We start from the raw sequence: 14,291 nt of genomic DNA on the forward strand, positions 1-14,291 counted from the left end.
ATTAAATCGAATAGTACAGCGGAAACGATTTTGCATCTTTCGGCTTGACGTAAACGCGCTGCTCTGGAGAAAGCTTCAATTCATCAAAGCGATCGCGGGTTAAATGTGCCGTCACCACCTGACCATCATCGAGCGTCAATTCCGCCTGAATTTCCCAACCTAAGTGAATCAATCGAGACACTCGTGCCGCAACCGTTGAACCATTCGGAGACGTTTCGACCACCACATCATGCGGACGCAAGAACATTTCAGGATGAGCCGAATCAAAGCCGTTGTTCTGAAAAATTCGCGACGAACTCGGCAACACGTTCACGGGACCAATAAAGCTCATCACAAACGCAGTCGCGGGATGATCATAAACATTCGCAGGCGTTCCGATCTGTTCCACCTTGCCTTTATTCATCACCACGATTTCATCTGCGACTTCCATCGCTTCTTCTTGGTCATGCGTCACAAACACCGTCGTCACATGCACTTCATCGTGCAGTCGGCGCAACCAAGCCCGCAGATCTTTCCGAACCTTCGCATCTAGCGCCCCGAACGGTTCATCGAGCAGTAACACTTTCGGTTCAACTGCCAACGCCCGCGCCAGTGCAATCCGCTGCCGTTGACCCCCGGAAAGTTGAGATGGATAGCGATCGCCCAATCCCGCCAATTGCACCAAATCCAACAGTTCATCGACCCGTTTTTTCACCTTATCGGGCGGGTATTTGCGAATTTGCATTCCAAAGGCGATATTCTTTCTGACTGTGAGATGCTTAAAGAGGGCATAGTGTTGGAACACAAAACCAATATTGCGGTCCTGCACACTGCGATCGGTAGCATCCTCACCTGTCAAAAAAATTCGACCGGAATCCGGGCTTTCTAATCCTGAGATTAACCGTAGCAGCGTGGATTTTCCTGACCCCGATGGACCCAACAGCGCGACCAGCGAACCACTCTTAATTTCCAGACTCACCTGCTCGACTGCCTGAAAATTCCCAAAGCGTTTAGAAACGTCCTGTACTACGATACCCACAGCTAAGCCCTCGAAGCCCGGTTTCCCGATGAGATTACTGTAGTTTTATAGCACAAACTCGCGATCGTTTTCTCAGTCGCTTCAAATAAAAAAAGGTATCTCATCCGAGACACCTTCAAGTTCAACCACAAAAGCCTTTAGTGATGCTCTTCGGCATGGGCAGCCGACAGCGTGTGATGCGGAATCGAGGACGGTGAGAGCGTGTTACCAAATCCGTTACTTTCTGCACCATTGGGCATCTGGCGCATCAAGCTTGCCATTTCGATCGCGCTCATCGCATATTCCCAACCGAGGTTACTCTTGATCCCAGCCCGTTCGAGTGCTTGCTGCATGTTGTCCGTCGTCAGCACTCCGAAGATCACTGGAACGCCCGTCTGAAAGCTTGCTGCCGCAATTCCTTTCGACACTTCAGACGAAACGTGCTCAAAGTGAGGCGTTTGTCCTTTGATCACAGCACCGAGGCAAATCACTGCGTCATATCGACCGGTCATCGCCAACCGACGTGCCACCATCGGCAATTCAAACGCACCTGGAACCCAAGCATAATCGACCTGCGAACCCTGCGGATCGGGGTTAATTCCGTGCCGCTTCAAGCAGTCTTGACACGCCTCAAGCAAGCGCGTCGTTACCAAATCATTAAAGCGACCGACGACGATCGCAAATCGTAGAGCATCAGTCTGAGAGAACGTTCCTTCAAAAATAGTCATTGTTTAAGTCTGAGTACCAACAAATTCACAGCTATTAAATCATTTCAGCAGAGATTTTCGCTGAATCCCGGAATATTTCTCCGAGAATTCACTTAAATCTAGCTTGACAACTCTAGCTTTGAATCATGCAGATGACTCGATTTATTTAGAATTTACAGTTGCGTTCGCAAAGTTTAGGATATCTTCTGCGTGTTAACACGCAAAATCGTCCAGACGAGCACAAGAAACCGGGGATGAAGCCGAATTCCTCCCCAGTATAGACAGATTTAGATCACGAGATAATTCAAAACACCCACAGTGATCACTAGAATGAACCAAATGCCTGAACCGAGGTACAGCAACTTTTTGGATGTGTCCCAATTTTGCGGGGAAGCGTAAGCGACGGGAACGCCGATTACCATTACGAACGAAAAAAGCACTAATGCCAACAGTGCCAGTTGGAAAATAAAGGTCATGTTTCTCTCCCTAAAACAGCGTTTTTAGTGTCTCAATGTTAAATAACCGAGACGCGATCGAAGTCCTGAATAGTACGTTATCAGAAAAGGCGGACGCGATTCTATGCCCTCTATCAATCCAGAACAATCCGCACGAGAGTTGATGTCTTCGCCTGTTCGCACCGTTCGACCGGAGACGACGATCGAGGAAGCCCAGAAGATTTTATTGCGCTACGGACATTCAGGATTGCCGATCGTGGATGAGGGTCGATTAGTCGGGATCGTGTCCCGTCGCGATCTCGATATCGCAGCGTATCACGGCTTGAAAGATACGCCCGTTAAGAGAATCATGGCAGCGCAGGTGAGAACGATCGAGCCGTCCACGCCACTTTCGGAAATTCAAGGCGTTATGGGAACGTATGACATTGGACGGCTTCCGGTGATTGATCAAGGTCAACTGGTTGGAATTGTGACGCGCACCGATGTCTTACGAAAACTTCAACCTGTACCGGAAACCTTGCGATTAGAGCGATTTGCTGCACCGTTTCAGAAGATTTTTGCGATCGCGTCCCAAGCCGCAGAAGATCGAGGCTGGCATCTTTATCTAGTCGGTGGAGCCGTCAGAGATCTACTTCTAGCTGATCCCACTGCTGAAGTGGGCTTGAGCGATATCGATTTTGTCGTGGACGGATTTCATCAATCGGCGGAAGTCGGTGCAGGTGTGGAATTAGCGAAATGTCTCCAGAAGATTTATCCACAGGCGCGACTTGAAATTCACGGGAAATTTCAAACGGCAGCGTTACTCTGGCACAACGATCCCGAACTCGGTTCGCTTTGGATCGATATTGCAACCGCACGAACTGAATTCTATTTATATCCAGCCGCAAATCCTGAAGTGGAAGCGAGTTCGATTCGACAGGATTTGTATCGTCGAGATTTTACCGTGAATGCGTTGGCGTTGAGATTAACCAATCCCAGAGCGCATGAGCTTCTTGATTATTTTGGTGGCATTGCAGATTTACGATCGCATCAAATTCGCGTTTTGCATCCCAACAGTTTTATCGAAGATCCCACCCGCATTTACCGAGCCGTCCGGTTTGCAGTTCGTTTGGGATTCGAGATCGAGCCGCAAACAGAAGCATCTATTCGACATGCGATCGCGTCCGGGCTTTACAATCGACGCGATCGACCCGTTCCCGCTCTCCAAAGTCGCCTCCGCTCCGAACTGAAATACATTTTGCAAGCCCGCTACTGGAAACCAGCGATTCAAAAGTTAGCGGATCTTGACGCGCTGGTGTGTATTCATCCGAGTTTGAAGCTCGATCGAGAACTTTGGCGACAGTTGAAATGGGCAGATCGCTTTCAAAGATTTGATTTAGCGATTCCGCACTGGCAATTACTCCTAGAAGTTTTGATTGCAAAACTCGACGATCGCGCCACCGTTGCCAAAACGCTCCAACTTCCGCACGATGCGATCGAGCGTTTAACCAAACTGCCTGCGATCGAAGCCGCACTCCAACCTTCTGAGAAACCGAGCGAAATGGTTCAGTTATTAAAACCGTTCGATTCCGAAACGTTGGCGTTGATTGCTGCACGAGGAGCGCGATCGATTCGTCGATCGATCTATCAATATTTCAACGTTTGGTCACAGATCAAACCCCCAATCGACGGCTCAGATTTGAAAACACTGGGCTACAAACCGGGTAAGCAATTCAAACAAATTTTGGAAGAACTTCTAGTTCTAACTTTAGATGGCAAGATTTGCGATCGCACTGAAGCCGAACAATATTTAGCCGAACATTACCCGCTAAACTGAAAAATGCCCTGATTGCAAAACTCTCCTATGGCTTCGATCGAACTGGTTTCCCCCGATTCAATTCCAACTGATGCGATCAAATATGACGATCGTGGTTTAGTGCCTGCGATCGTTCAGGATTATCTCGATGGCACAGTCTTGATGATGGCGTGGATGAACCAAGAATCTTTGCAAAAAACGCTTGCGACTGGAGAAACCTGGTTTTGGAGTCGATCGCGCCAAGAATTTTGGCACAAGGGCGCAACTTCAGGACACACTCAGAAAGTAAAAGCGGTTCGATACGACTGTGATAGTGATGCTTTGTTAGTGACCGTTGAGCAGATTGGCGATATTGCTTGTCATACAGGCGCACGAAGTTGTTTTCATCAAGTCGATGGCAACATCTCGCCGCCGCCCGCTGATACATTATCTCAAGTCTTTTCTGTCGTGTGCGATCGACGTGACAACCCGATCGAAGGCTCTTACACCCGAACCTTATTCGCAGGTGGCGATAACAAAATTCTCAAAAAGATCGGAGAAGAAGCCGCAGAAGTCGTAATGGCTTGCAAAGACGATGATAAAGATGCGATCGCGGGAGAAGCCGCAGATTTGTTCTATCACACCCTTGTCGCACTCGCTCACCACAAAGTTGATCTCAAGGCTGTCTACCGCAAGCTACAAGAACGACGTTAGATTTCAGTCAGTTTCAACTGACTTCGCACTGTTAGCCCCGAATTCCATTCCGGGGCGAAATCGCAACGTGAGCGAAAAACCTCTCAACACCGTTTCACACAGGAAGCACGATCGTAAATTCTGTCCCTTGTCCAATCACAGAATGACAATCGAGCTTCCCACCATGTTTTTCAACAATGATTTGACGGCTGATGGCTAATCCTAATCCAGTTCCTTTGCCCACAGGTTTCGTCGTAAAACTTGGCTCAAAAATCTGAGACTGAATCTCTGGAGAAATACCAAAACCGTTATCTTTGATCCGAATCGTTGCGGTTTCAGTCGATTGGTCAATCGCAGTCGAAATCCAAATCACATTTGGAGCGGTGCAAACCTCCTCATACGATCGCGTTACATTCTGCTCTTCAAAGACATCTAACGCATTTGCAATCAGATTCATGAACACCTGATTTAACTGTCCGGGATAGCATCGAATCGGGAACAAATCGCCGTAGTTTCGATTAATTTGAATTTCAGGGTGTTGTTCATCCGCTTTGAGCCGATGTTTTAGCAACATCAGCGTACTCTCAATGCCTTCGTGAATCTGATATTCCACCTTCGAGGAAATGTCCGATCGCGCAAATGAGCGCAGAGAAAAACTAATGTCTCTTAAACGATCGACTCCTTCATGAATCGATCGAATTAACTTCGGCATATCTTCAATGAGATACTCTAAGTCAACGTCCTCGATAAATTCCTCGATTTCAGCATCAGGCTGCTGGGTCTGATACATTTCAATCAAGGTAAACAGATCCTGCGTATAGTCTTCGATGTGCTTGAGATTGCCACCGACAAAGTTAATCGGATTATTAATCTCATGTCCGATTCCCGCAACTAGCTGACCCAGCGTAGACATTTTCTCGCTTTGAATGAGTTGGAGTTGCGTCGTGTTGAGTTGTTGAATTGAATTTTCTAGCTCGATCGTGCGATCGTGCACTCGTTGTTCTAATTGCTGAGTAAGCTCTTCAAGTTGCGCCTGCGTTCTAGCCTGTTCCTCGATCGTGCCTTTTAGCGATCGATTCAACTGTGACAAACTCAGATGCAATTTTACTCTTGCAATCACTTCCTCTTGCTGAAACGGCTTGGTAATGTAGTCAACGGCTCCAAGTTCTAAGCCCCTGACTTTGTTCACCGCATCTGAAAGCGCCGTCATAAAAATGATCGGAATCAATTGCAGCTTCAGATTTGCCTTGAATCGCTGACAGGTTTCAAATCCATCAATTCCAGGCATCATCACATCGAGCAAAATTAAATCGGGTATTGCATACTCCGCCTGTTCGATCGCAGATTCGCCATCGATCGCCATTAAAGTCTTCCAGCCCTGTCCCTGAAGCGCTTCCGACAACACCTTAAGATTCGTCGGCGTGTCGTCAACTAATAAGATGCGAACTGAGTCTGATGAAATGAAGTTCATTTTAATGTAACTCTGCCTTAGCGTAGGACTTAAGGAACTGACGGATTTTTGCAGTTTGGAACGTTGCGGTGAGCTTATTCAACGCCGCCGCAAACGGCGCATATTGGGAATTTTCCTTGACTAGTGATTCTAGAATTCCCTCGATCGCGGCGATATCGCCCATCATTGCCAAGTGATACAGATCGCCTAAAACAGCTTGCTCTGGTAAGATGACTTCTCCATTTGCGATCGCAGAGGGAGAACCTGTTGCCGATTTCGATTGATAGACCCACGTTAAGTTGAGTAGGTCTTTCAGCGTGTTCAAAAGTTCTTGAACTTGAACGGGCTTCGGTAAAAATGCACTCGCACCCGCCTGTAAACTACGTTGACGATTCGAGCCAAACACATTGGCACTAGAAACAATGATCGGAAGGTCGCAAGTTGAAGAATTCGATCGCAGTTGTTCGATCAGTCCAACACCGTCTAGTAAAGGCATCGCTAAATCGGTAATGACCAAATCAGGAACGCGATCGCTTGCTGCTAACCAGCCATCACTTCCGGTATAAGCCACTGTGACCTCGAAGCCGATTTCTTGTAGCAAAGCTGCCATCAAACCGCATTGAGTTCGATCGTCGTCCACGATCAGAATCGAGGGCGATCGATCGACAATTCCAATCACAGTCTCATTTTCATCGGGCATTGAGGATCGCCATTCAGAAGCCGTTTCAAACTTCAGCGTGAGCGAGAAAATACTGCCTTCACCGAGGCGACTTTGAACCTCGATTCCACTCCCCATCAAATTCGCGATTCGCTGACTGATGGCAAGTCCTAAGCCTGTTCCTTCTGATTTTCGCCCCGCTTCACCCACTTGCTCGAACGGCATGAAAATCTTTTCGACTTGCTCGATCGACATTCCCACACCCGTATCTTCCACTTCAAAGCGAATGTGAGCCTCTTCGCTCAACTTCGCTCGAAACGCGACTTGACCTTGATCCGTGAACTTGATCGCGTTGCCTAAGAGATTGATTAAAACTTGGCGCAATCGTTTCTCATCGGTCACGATCGCATCAGGTAAGCGATCATCAATCTCCACCTGGAATCCAATGCCTTTCTGCTCTGCCCGAATTCGGCAAATCTCAGCAACACCGTTCAGAAAGCTTTCAAGATGCACATTACCAGAATCAAGTTCTAGCTTTCGGGCTTCGATCTTCGACAAATCTAAGATGTCATTGATCAATGTCAACAGATGAGAACCGCATTGATGAATGATGCGGATACCTTCTTGTTCTTTTTGAGAAACCGATCGCTCTAAAATCTGTGCATATCCCAAAATTCCGTTCAGCGGTGTTCGTAGCTCGTGGCTCATATTGGCAAGAAATTCACTCTTTGCCTGATTTGCTGCGTCCGCGACTTGTTTCGCTTCCATCAATTCGTGAGTGCGTTCCTCGACTTTCGCTTCTAGCGTTTTCGAGTAATCGAATAACTGATTGTTAGCAGATTCTAGTTTGCGATTCGTTTCCTCTAATTTCTCATAGCGATGAGAACTCACGGTCGCGACCACACTCGCAATCAACGCCGTTAACGCTGGTGTTACTGGAATAATCCACCCGCCCAGAAAACTGAGATATGCTCCGACCACGATCGAGCCACTCGTGCCCACAGTCGCCCACAGAATCTTGCCGCCCGGTAGCCGTTTTTGAGTTGGCAGACTCGCCAGTTTCCAACTCCCAACTGCACCCAAACAAGAGCAAAGAAAGATCCAAGCCGAAAATTGTGCGATCGAGAACCCTTGTAGCATTACATTCTGTTTGGCACTCGTCACAAGCTGTTTCGCAATGTTCGCGTGAATCACCACACCCGGAGTGGGATCTTCTGCCGAGAACCAAGAAGAGCTAAACGGTGTCCCAAAAAAGTCGTTGGTACTTGCCGCGATCGAACCAATAAACACCATACGATCGCGCATTAAATCTGTGGGCACTCGACCTGCTAAAACATCCCGCATTTTCACGGTGCGAAAATTTCGCTCTGATCCATACCAATTCAGCAGAATTTGATAGCCACCCACCTCAGAGTTTGGATAACCTGCTTCTTGGTTGCCAAGCGGTAGATAAATCGACTGACCGAGCTTAAATTTCTGTTGATCCGGATTGATGCTCTCTAATGTAATGCCTTCTGCTTCTAAGTACTTCAATGCAACACGAGTCGCCAATCCTGCTTTAATCGTTTGTTCTTTGATGTCTTCTGAAGTTAATAACGCACGACGAATTTGTCGATCGCTATCTAACACCAAATCCGCAATTCCTACTTGATCCTTTTTCTTCAACACTGGAGGTGGTGCAACTCGATCGCCCGTAATCTTTTCAACACCGTAAAGATTCGGTGTCGTCTCAAAAACTTTTACAAGCTGTTCGTGTCCCTCGCCTTCCGGCAAATCGCGGTATAAATCTAGCCCGATCGCTCTTGGCTTTTGTGCTCGAATCTTCTCTAATAGCTGCGCGAGTGACCAATCGGGAATGGGCCAATTTTTCACGCTGCGAATATCTTCTTCGTCGATCGTCACAACCACGATCTGATCTGAAAGCTGATTGTGCGATCGCTGCCGAAAAAACTGATCCCGCGTCTGCCACTCTAATAAATTAAACACGCCTAGCATGTGACCTGCGGTAACAGTAGCAGCAACACTAGGCGCAATGATGAAAACACGACGAGATTTTTGAACGAAAGCTTGAATTTTTTTCCACATAATACCTGCTTCGGGAGGCACTGACCGTTACTGATCAGTGCCCGTGAAAAGTTAGTTGACCATCGGAGCCTGATCGATCGCACTCAATTCAACCGCTTCGAGCAAATCACCCCATTCTTTCGCTAAGCTTTCACTCTTTGGCTGTCCTGAGCGCAACGCCGCTAGCGTCGCCACACAGTCGTACCACACTCCATTCGCACCCAACGCTTTCGCCCGTTCCAGCGCATCGCCTTGTTTCATTGCCGCCGCCAGTTCTGCACTCGGCTGCACCCGCTGAATCCAACCATCCACATACGGCGTACTCGGATTCAGCCGTCCATCGACTTTGAGCGCCATGAACCACTGATAGTTCTTCTCCAGTTGCAGTGCTGGAGCTTCTTTCGGAAGCACGATCGTTCTCACACCTGCTTCATTGCTGATCGCCATCTCGGTTTCATAAACGGTGTTACCCGCTTCGTCTTTCAGGCTGAATACGGCGCGATCGGCTCCAGTCGCGGGCAGATACACTAAGATCGTCGGACGCTCAGAAATGGTTGTGCCGTAGTAGCTTTGAGGCAACAGAGCCAACATTGCTGCCGGACCTGTCGAAGCCACGATCGACGGATCTAACTCCTGTCTTCCGGTACGCGATGCACCGCTCGCTGCAACTCTGGGGGCGCGATTGGTTCTCGACGGTTGGAAAAATCCACCGCGAGAGGCTCCGCCGACAGTTCTTTGAGGAGCGCGACGATTGGCACGAGGTTGGAAAATGCTACCGCGTGAAGCTCCGCCTGTGGTTTGACGAACCGTGCGATTGCGTTTGTTCACGAATAGACTGCCGCGAGAGGCTCCGCCTGTGGCTTGACTCGGTGCGCCATTGCCCGTAGGAGGGGTAAAAGGAACTGCTTGAACCGGAGTCCAAGCACTACTCGCGACCAGAGCAACTACGCCCAAGGTTCCTGCGATTGATTGATAGTTCATACTGCAATATCTGTGTATTGTTGGACACGATCGAAGAGAACACTACTTTGCGATCGTAGAGAGAAATCAACCTTTAGCCAGTGGGGACTTTGCGTAACTTTCTAAAAAGCAAATCCGTGAATTCACAGATTTTGCTCGGTTCTACTGCCAGTTTCCAACCATGACGAATCCTGACCAAAAGAACGGATCGCGGAAATCGGTTTCTCGAATCAGTTTGAGTTGGGCTTGGCGCAGGGCTTCCGCTTTGCTGCGTCCCGGTTGTCGAAGCTCTTCATAGAACTGAGTCATGAGGAGTGCAGCGGCTTTATCTTTCACGGGCCAAAGTGTTGCTAATGTCGATCGTGCTCCTGATTTCACCGCTAATCCAGCAAGACCCAAGACTGCTCGATCGTCACCACTTGCAGTGTCACAAGCACTCAAAACCAGAAGATCGATCGCTCTTGAAGCATCGCGAGTTTGCAGCAGTTCAGAGAGTTCTTTGATGTTGACTTTGCCGTCCCAAGTTAGCAGGAATGTATCTTCCAATCGAGAGCTAAACTGTCCGTGTGTTGCAAGGTGAACGACGTTCGCTTGACTGTTCTTTAAGCGATCGGCTAACGCATTCCCAGTAAATTCAGCATTCAACAGTTTCGCCCCTGGAACCGTTTTGATGATTTGCCTCACTTCTGATTCCACCGCAGGCAGGGCAGCAAAGCCCGATCGAGATTCACTAATTCCGCCAACCAGTGCTCCAACTTGAGTCTGTTGCAGCGATCGGGCCGTCATTAATTGAAGTCCGGGGGACAGCGTGACTGCATATTTCTCGATCAGGTATTGCTTGCCATCATAGAGCGCAGACATGGGAATGTTCCGAAGTTTTCCGTCCAAAACAAAGACCAAGGTTTTGGTGTTTTTGAGTGACGATTCTGCGGGACGAATCAGCCAGTCATACACTTGTTGAGAGAAACGATCGCGATCGCGAAAATCAGATACCGGGTTCAATGCGCTCAATAGTTCAGAGAGTGTTTCTTCAATCTCAGCTTGCGGTTTGCGAGTGATGTGATACTGCAAGGGTTGACCCGCAGTAGAAAGAATCACCGCTAAGCGATCGGGCAAGATAATCGGATAAACGACCGTTGCGGTTGAGTCAACTTGGTCGATTTGCTGAGTTTTATCTAAGCAAGCTTCTCGGAAGAAGTTATCGAGTTCTGCAACTTGCAGCGATTCGATTAATTCCCGTGCTTGAGCGAGTTCTGCCTGTCCTGGCTGACCTTCTAGCAATAGCGCAACAAATTCACGATAGACAGGTTCAACACTTTCACGGAACGAGAATTGCACATCGGGATTGATTGCCGCGAGATCGCCTCGAATGGCTTTGAGCGATCTGACAGCTTCGGTGTAAGGCGCGATCGCGTTTTTCGTCTGTCCTTGTTCTAGATACAGTCGTCCCATTTGCCACGCAGATTGAGCGATGATGTCGTCTGCTTGGAACTGACGTGCAATTAAGAGCGATTTTTCGGTCACAGTTGCTGCTTCTTGCCATTGTTCGGTTCGTCCGTAGAGCTTGCCCCATTGATTCAGTGCGTAAGCTTCAGCACGAGGATCTTGAATGTTTTTTGCAGCTTGAACCGTCTTTTCTAATAGCTTTGAAACGTCACTCAATGGCACCAGTTGTTCTTGGTCTTCGAGCGTATTTAATGAAGCGGAAAAGTTGATCGCCGCATACATCGAAGTGCGACTCGGTGGAAGCTGCTGAAGTTGCGACAACAGTTGAGGTGCCAGTGGAGCGGCTTTGTCTAACAAATCGTAATCGACGAGTAATCTAAATCGATCGAGCCTTGCCTGTAATTGTTCAACCGGAGTAAGGGCAGCTTGTTCAGATTGTTCAAAGTAGCTCAGAGCAGCTTCTGGATCGTCGAGATCGATCGCGGTTTTTCCAAGTCCAGCTAAGATTGCGCTAACTTCAGAATTCAGTTTGAGATCTTTAGCGATCGCTAAACTTTGTTCTAGAACTTCTCGACTCTGGGTAGAATCCCCGATCATTTGCAGTGTGATGCCGAGTGTTCTTAAACCGCTGACTTTGATATCAGAGTTCGGCAATTTTGCTAATCGTTGATTGATTTCACTTAATTGTTGCTTCGCTCGGCGATAGTATCCGAGACTTTGAAGTGCTTGTGCTTGATTGATCTGAGTGCCCAGGCTTCCAGTTGTATCGTTTGCTTTCTCGTAGTAAGTTTGCGCCTGCTTCCAGCTTTCGAGAGCGGCTTCTGCCTTTCCGGTATGTAGCAGTAAACTCGCTTGAGTGTTCAACACTTGCGCCCACAGAACGGCATCGGCTCCGGGCTTCGCGTCTTTGAGCAGGGCGATACTTTGCTCGATCGATTTCGTCGCCTCGTTCCACTGACTCAGTTCCTGTTGGGCAAGAGAAAGATAGCTTAAACTGAGGGCTTCATTTAAGCGATCGCCTTTCATGCGATAGTCTTGGGCGGCGGATTGCCAAGCTGCGATCGCGTCTCCGAATCGCCCGGATTGATAGAGTTTGCGTCCTTGATCTAAGGAGGACACGGATTGAGAAACAATGGGAGCGGGAGCCGCTTGGAAGGTGGCGTTTGCGGGGGAGACGGCGAGGGATAACGATAAACTCAGAGCGCCGAGACAAAAGCAGAACAACCGACGGTGTTTCGATCGAAAAATCATAGACTGTTACCTGGGATCAGTGGTTTGCAACAATGCTTCACCGGATAAACAGTCTTAGTGTTCCCCTAGGTCAATCGGGTTATCGATACTTTATTTTGGGCGATTTCGCAACGGGTTAGTAGCCTTGTCGATCGCACGATTTATGTAAGACGGTGCAGTCGTATCGCTCATTCGCTAGTAAAACCTGAATGCCTTTCGCCTCGCAGTGTTCAGAAAGAAGATTGAGCAGGGCTTGTTCGTTGCTTTGATTGGGGTCGATCGTTTTCAGTAATTTCTCAAATCCCAAACTGCTTAATCCGTACATTAACCAACGACCAAAATCGGCATCTTTCTCATAGATCAGTCCATTGTGTCCATCTTTGCCGGAAAAGATGAGAGCGATGTAATCTTTGAGGTTGAGAAATGGTTTTCCAAGGGCTTGACTGACGATTCCTTTACCGTTTTCTTTGTAATTGGTGCAGTCGAAATAGGTGAACAATTCTGCGATAAAGCGATCTCCTTCTAGTCCGATTTCTGCTTGTCGTTTGGAAAGCGGAAAGTCTTCGCGGATAAATAGGCAATCGAGAAAATCGTTGCCTTTTAAGGGAAGCAGTTTACCACTGGGGTCTAAATTTACAATGCCGTTTCTCTCAATTCCAAACTTTCCAGGATTCCTCACAGTTACGTTTCCTAGACGATAACCACCGTCACGAGTAATGGCTGGAAAGCTGAAATAGTTTGCCGCAGTAGAGGCAATTTTCAGCACCATATCGCCTTCATTGCTGAAGAGATAAGCCTCATCAAAACGACGCAGTGAAGATCTTAAAGAATTGCCTCGACCTGAAATAATTGCCTCAGCCGAAATGTCCGGTGCTACTAAAACTAATCGGCTTAATCGAAAGACATTTCCAATATTTGGAGACGGGCATTTTTTCTGATTACTAATTTCGAGATTTCCGATCGAGTCTCGATCGAAGACATCCGACAAAATCCGAACCGTATTCGTCACAACATACGCACCCATACTGTGACCGAGAAAATTCAGCCGAATTCGAGTTGGGTTGCCGTTCGGAGATTGCTGCACAATCTGATGATCAAGCTGACGGATAAATTCAACTAAATCAGCAACCCCGTAATTTGCTGCTCGATAAGTATCTCGAAAATATCCAGAAATTCTTAAAACAAAGATCGTCAGAATAGTAACAACAACAAATAAGGAGATCGTTAGAACGAAAGAAGCTGCGGTGAGAATTGTGAAATTACTGACCAGTTTTAGTGCTTCAATAATCGTGCTGAAAATTCCACCAATTACCCAAAGTGCAAGACTAAAAACGCCTACGATCGCTAAAGGTTTCGGTAAGGCTTTGAACGCCTTCATCATAATCTGAAGAAACTGCAAGCTACCCCGAAACGTTTTACCAACATTATCGGGCATCACTTTTTCAGAGGGCCATCGATAGCCAATCACCATGAAGTTTGGAGCGACCTGATTGGCAAAATTCTGATGAATATATCGGCGCGTTTCTTCATACCACCATCTTGCACCGGATGGCTCTGAGTTATAACCATGAATCGCGATTAGAACCTCAGCATTTCCATCACTTTCGATCAAGTATTTAGCGATTTCTTGAATGACTTCAGTCGGATCTCGGTCGCGAAGCGCATCGACATTTAGATCTTCTTTTTCCTCAACATTAATCGGAGCCGTACTACTCACCATATAGCCTGGAAAACGAAATCCATTCGTCTCAAAGGATTCGATCGTAAGTAGATGGCGGCTCATAGGTGCATCCTCGCGCTACGGGTATCAATTGGTCGAATCATGATAGCCCGCGATCGCACATTTGCACCTGAAAT

Annotated in this window: 10 protein-coding genes; 2 read left to right on the plus strand and 8 right to left on the minus strand. The window is 47.7% G+C overall.

Annotation, left to right across the window (positions count from 1 at the left end):
- Nucleotide 1: 1 nt before the first annotated feature.
- The 3 genes from NIES2104_RS12835 to psbZ form a co-directional block, all read right to left on the minus strand.
- A complete protein-coding gene (locus NIES2104_RS12835) occupies nucleotides 2-1,018 on the minus strand; it encodes a sulfate/molybdate ABC transporter ATP-binding protein (protein ID WP_058998575.1) in 1,017 nt (338 codons plus the stop codon).
- Between the two features lie 137 nt (nucleotides 1,019-1,155).
- Nucleotides 1,156-1,725 (minus strand): 6,7-dimethyl-8-ribityllumazine synthase, encoded by a 570-nt coding sequence (ribH, locus tag NIES2104_RS12840; protein ID WP_058998576.1) that lies wholly within the window; start codon nucleotides 1,723-1,725, stop codon nucleotides 1,156-1,158.
- Nucleotides 1,726-1,991: 266 nt separating this feature from the next.
- Nucleotides 1,992-2,180 (minus strand): photosystem II reaction center protein PsbZ, encoded by a 189-nt coding sequence (gene psbZ / locus NIES2104_RS12845; RefSeq protein ID WP_058998577.1) that lies wholly within the window; start codon nucleotides 2,178-2,180, stop codon nucleotides 1,992-1,994.
- Between the two features lie 103 nt (nucleotides 2,181-2,283).
- On the opposite strand from psbZ, the gene NIES2104_RS12850 reads away from it, so the two are divergent.
- Entirely contained in the window at nucleotides 2,284-3,975 is a 1,692-nt protein-coding gene (locus NIES2104_RS12850) for a CBS domain-containing protein (protein WP_082689983.1), read from the plus strand.
- Nucleotides 3,976-4,002: 27 nt separating this feature from the next.
- Nucleotides 4,003-4,647, plus strand: a complete 645-nt coding sequence (gene hisIE, locus NIES2104_RS12855) for a bifunctional phosphoribosyl-AMP cyclohydrolase/phosphoribosyl-ATP diphosphatase HisIE (protein ID WP_058998578.1) — start codon at nucleotides 4,003-4,005, stop codon at nucleotides 4,645-4,647.
- Nucleotides 4,648-4,741: 94 nt separating this feature from the next.
- Here the strand turns inward: hisIE and NIES2104_RS12860 are convergent, their stop codons facing one another.
- The 5 genes from NIES2104_RS12860 to NIES2104_RS12880 form a co-directional block, all read right to left on the minus strand.
- Nucleotides 4,742-6,097 (minus strand): response regulator, encoded by a 1,356-nt coding sequence (locus tag NIES2104_RS12860; protein WP_058998579.1) that lies wholly within the window; start codon nucleotides 6,095-6,097, stop codon nucleotides 4,742-4,744.
- A gap of 1 nt (nucleotide 6,098) precedes the next feature.
- Nucleotides 6,099-8,819 (minus strand): CHASE2 domain-containing protein, encoded by a 2,721-nt coding sequence (locus NIES2104_RS12865; protein WP_058998580.1) that lies wholly within the window; start codon nucleotides 8,817-8,819, stop codon nucleotides 6,099-6,101.
- A gap of 51 nt (nucleotides 8,820-8,870) precedes the next feature.
- Nucleotides 8,871-9,779, minus strand: a complete 909-nt coding sequence (locus NIES2104_RS12870; protein ID WP_058998581.1) for a DUF928 domain-containing protein — start codon at nucleotides 9,777-9,779, stop codon at nucleotides 8,871-8,873.
- A 141-nt stretch (nucleotides 9,780-9,920) separates the two neighbouring features.
- Complete coding sequence (locus NIES2104_RS12875) at nucleotides 9,921-12,455, minus strand: CHAT domain-containing protein (RefSeq protein ID WP_058998582.1); 2,535 nt, start codon at nucleotides 12,453-12,455, stop codon at nucleotides 9,921-9,923.
- A gap of 115 nt (nucleotides 12,456-12,570) precedes the next feature.
- On the minus strand, nucleotides 12,571-14,217 hold the full coding sequence (locus NIES2104_RS12880) for an alpha/beta hydrolase (protein WP_058998583.1): 1,647 nt from the start codon (nucleotides 14,215-14,217) through the stop codon (nucleotides 12,571-12,573).
- Nucleotides 14,218-14,291 lie beyond the last annotated feature (74 nt).

It is taken from the genome of Leptolyngbya sp. NIES-2104, assembly GCF_001485215.1.
Classification (GTDB): domain Bacteria; phylum Cyanobacteriota; class Cyanobacteriia; order Leptolyngbyales; family Leptolyngbyaceae; genus Leptolyngbya.

Excerpts from the sequence above, each read along its gene's own strand:
- ribH (WP_058998576.1), bottom strand. The coding sequence starts at position 1,725 with ATGACTATTTTTGAAGGAACGTTCTCTCAGACTGATGCTCTACGATTT.
- psbZ (WP_058998577.1), bottom strand. The coding sequence starts at position 2,180 with ATGACCTTTATTTTCCAACTGGCACTGTTGGCATTAGTGCTTTTTTCG.
- NIES2104_RS12850 (WP_082689983.1), top strand. The coding sequence starts at position 2,284 with ATGCCCTCTATCAATCCAGAACAATCCGCACGAGAGTTGATGTCTTCG.
- hisIE (WP_058998578.1), top strand. The coding sequence starts at position 4,003 with ATGGCTTCGATCGAACTGGTTTCCCCCGATTCAATTCCAACTGATGCG.
- NIES2104_RS12860 (WP_058998579.1), bottom strand. The coding sequence starts at position 6,097 with ATGAACTTCATTTCATCAGACTCAGTTCGCATCTTATTAGTTGACGAC.
- NIES2104_RS12865 (WP_058998580.1), bottom strand. The coding sequence starts at position 8,819 with ATGTGGAAAAAAATTCAAGCTTTCGTTCAAAAATCTCGTCGTGTTTTC.
- NIES2104_RS12870 (WP_058998581.1), bottom strand. The coding sequence starts at position 9,779 with ATGAACTATCAATCAATCGCAGGAACCTTGGGCGTAGTTGCTCTGGTC.
- NIES2104_RS12875 (WP_058998582.1), bottom strand. The coding sequence starts at position 12,455 with ATGATTTTTCGATCGAAACACCGTCGGTTGTTCTGCTTTTGTCTCGGC.
- NIES2104_RS12880 (WP_058998583.1), bottom strand. The coding sequence starts at position 14,217 with ATGAGCCGCCATCTACTTACGATCGAATCCTTTGAGACGAATGGATTT.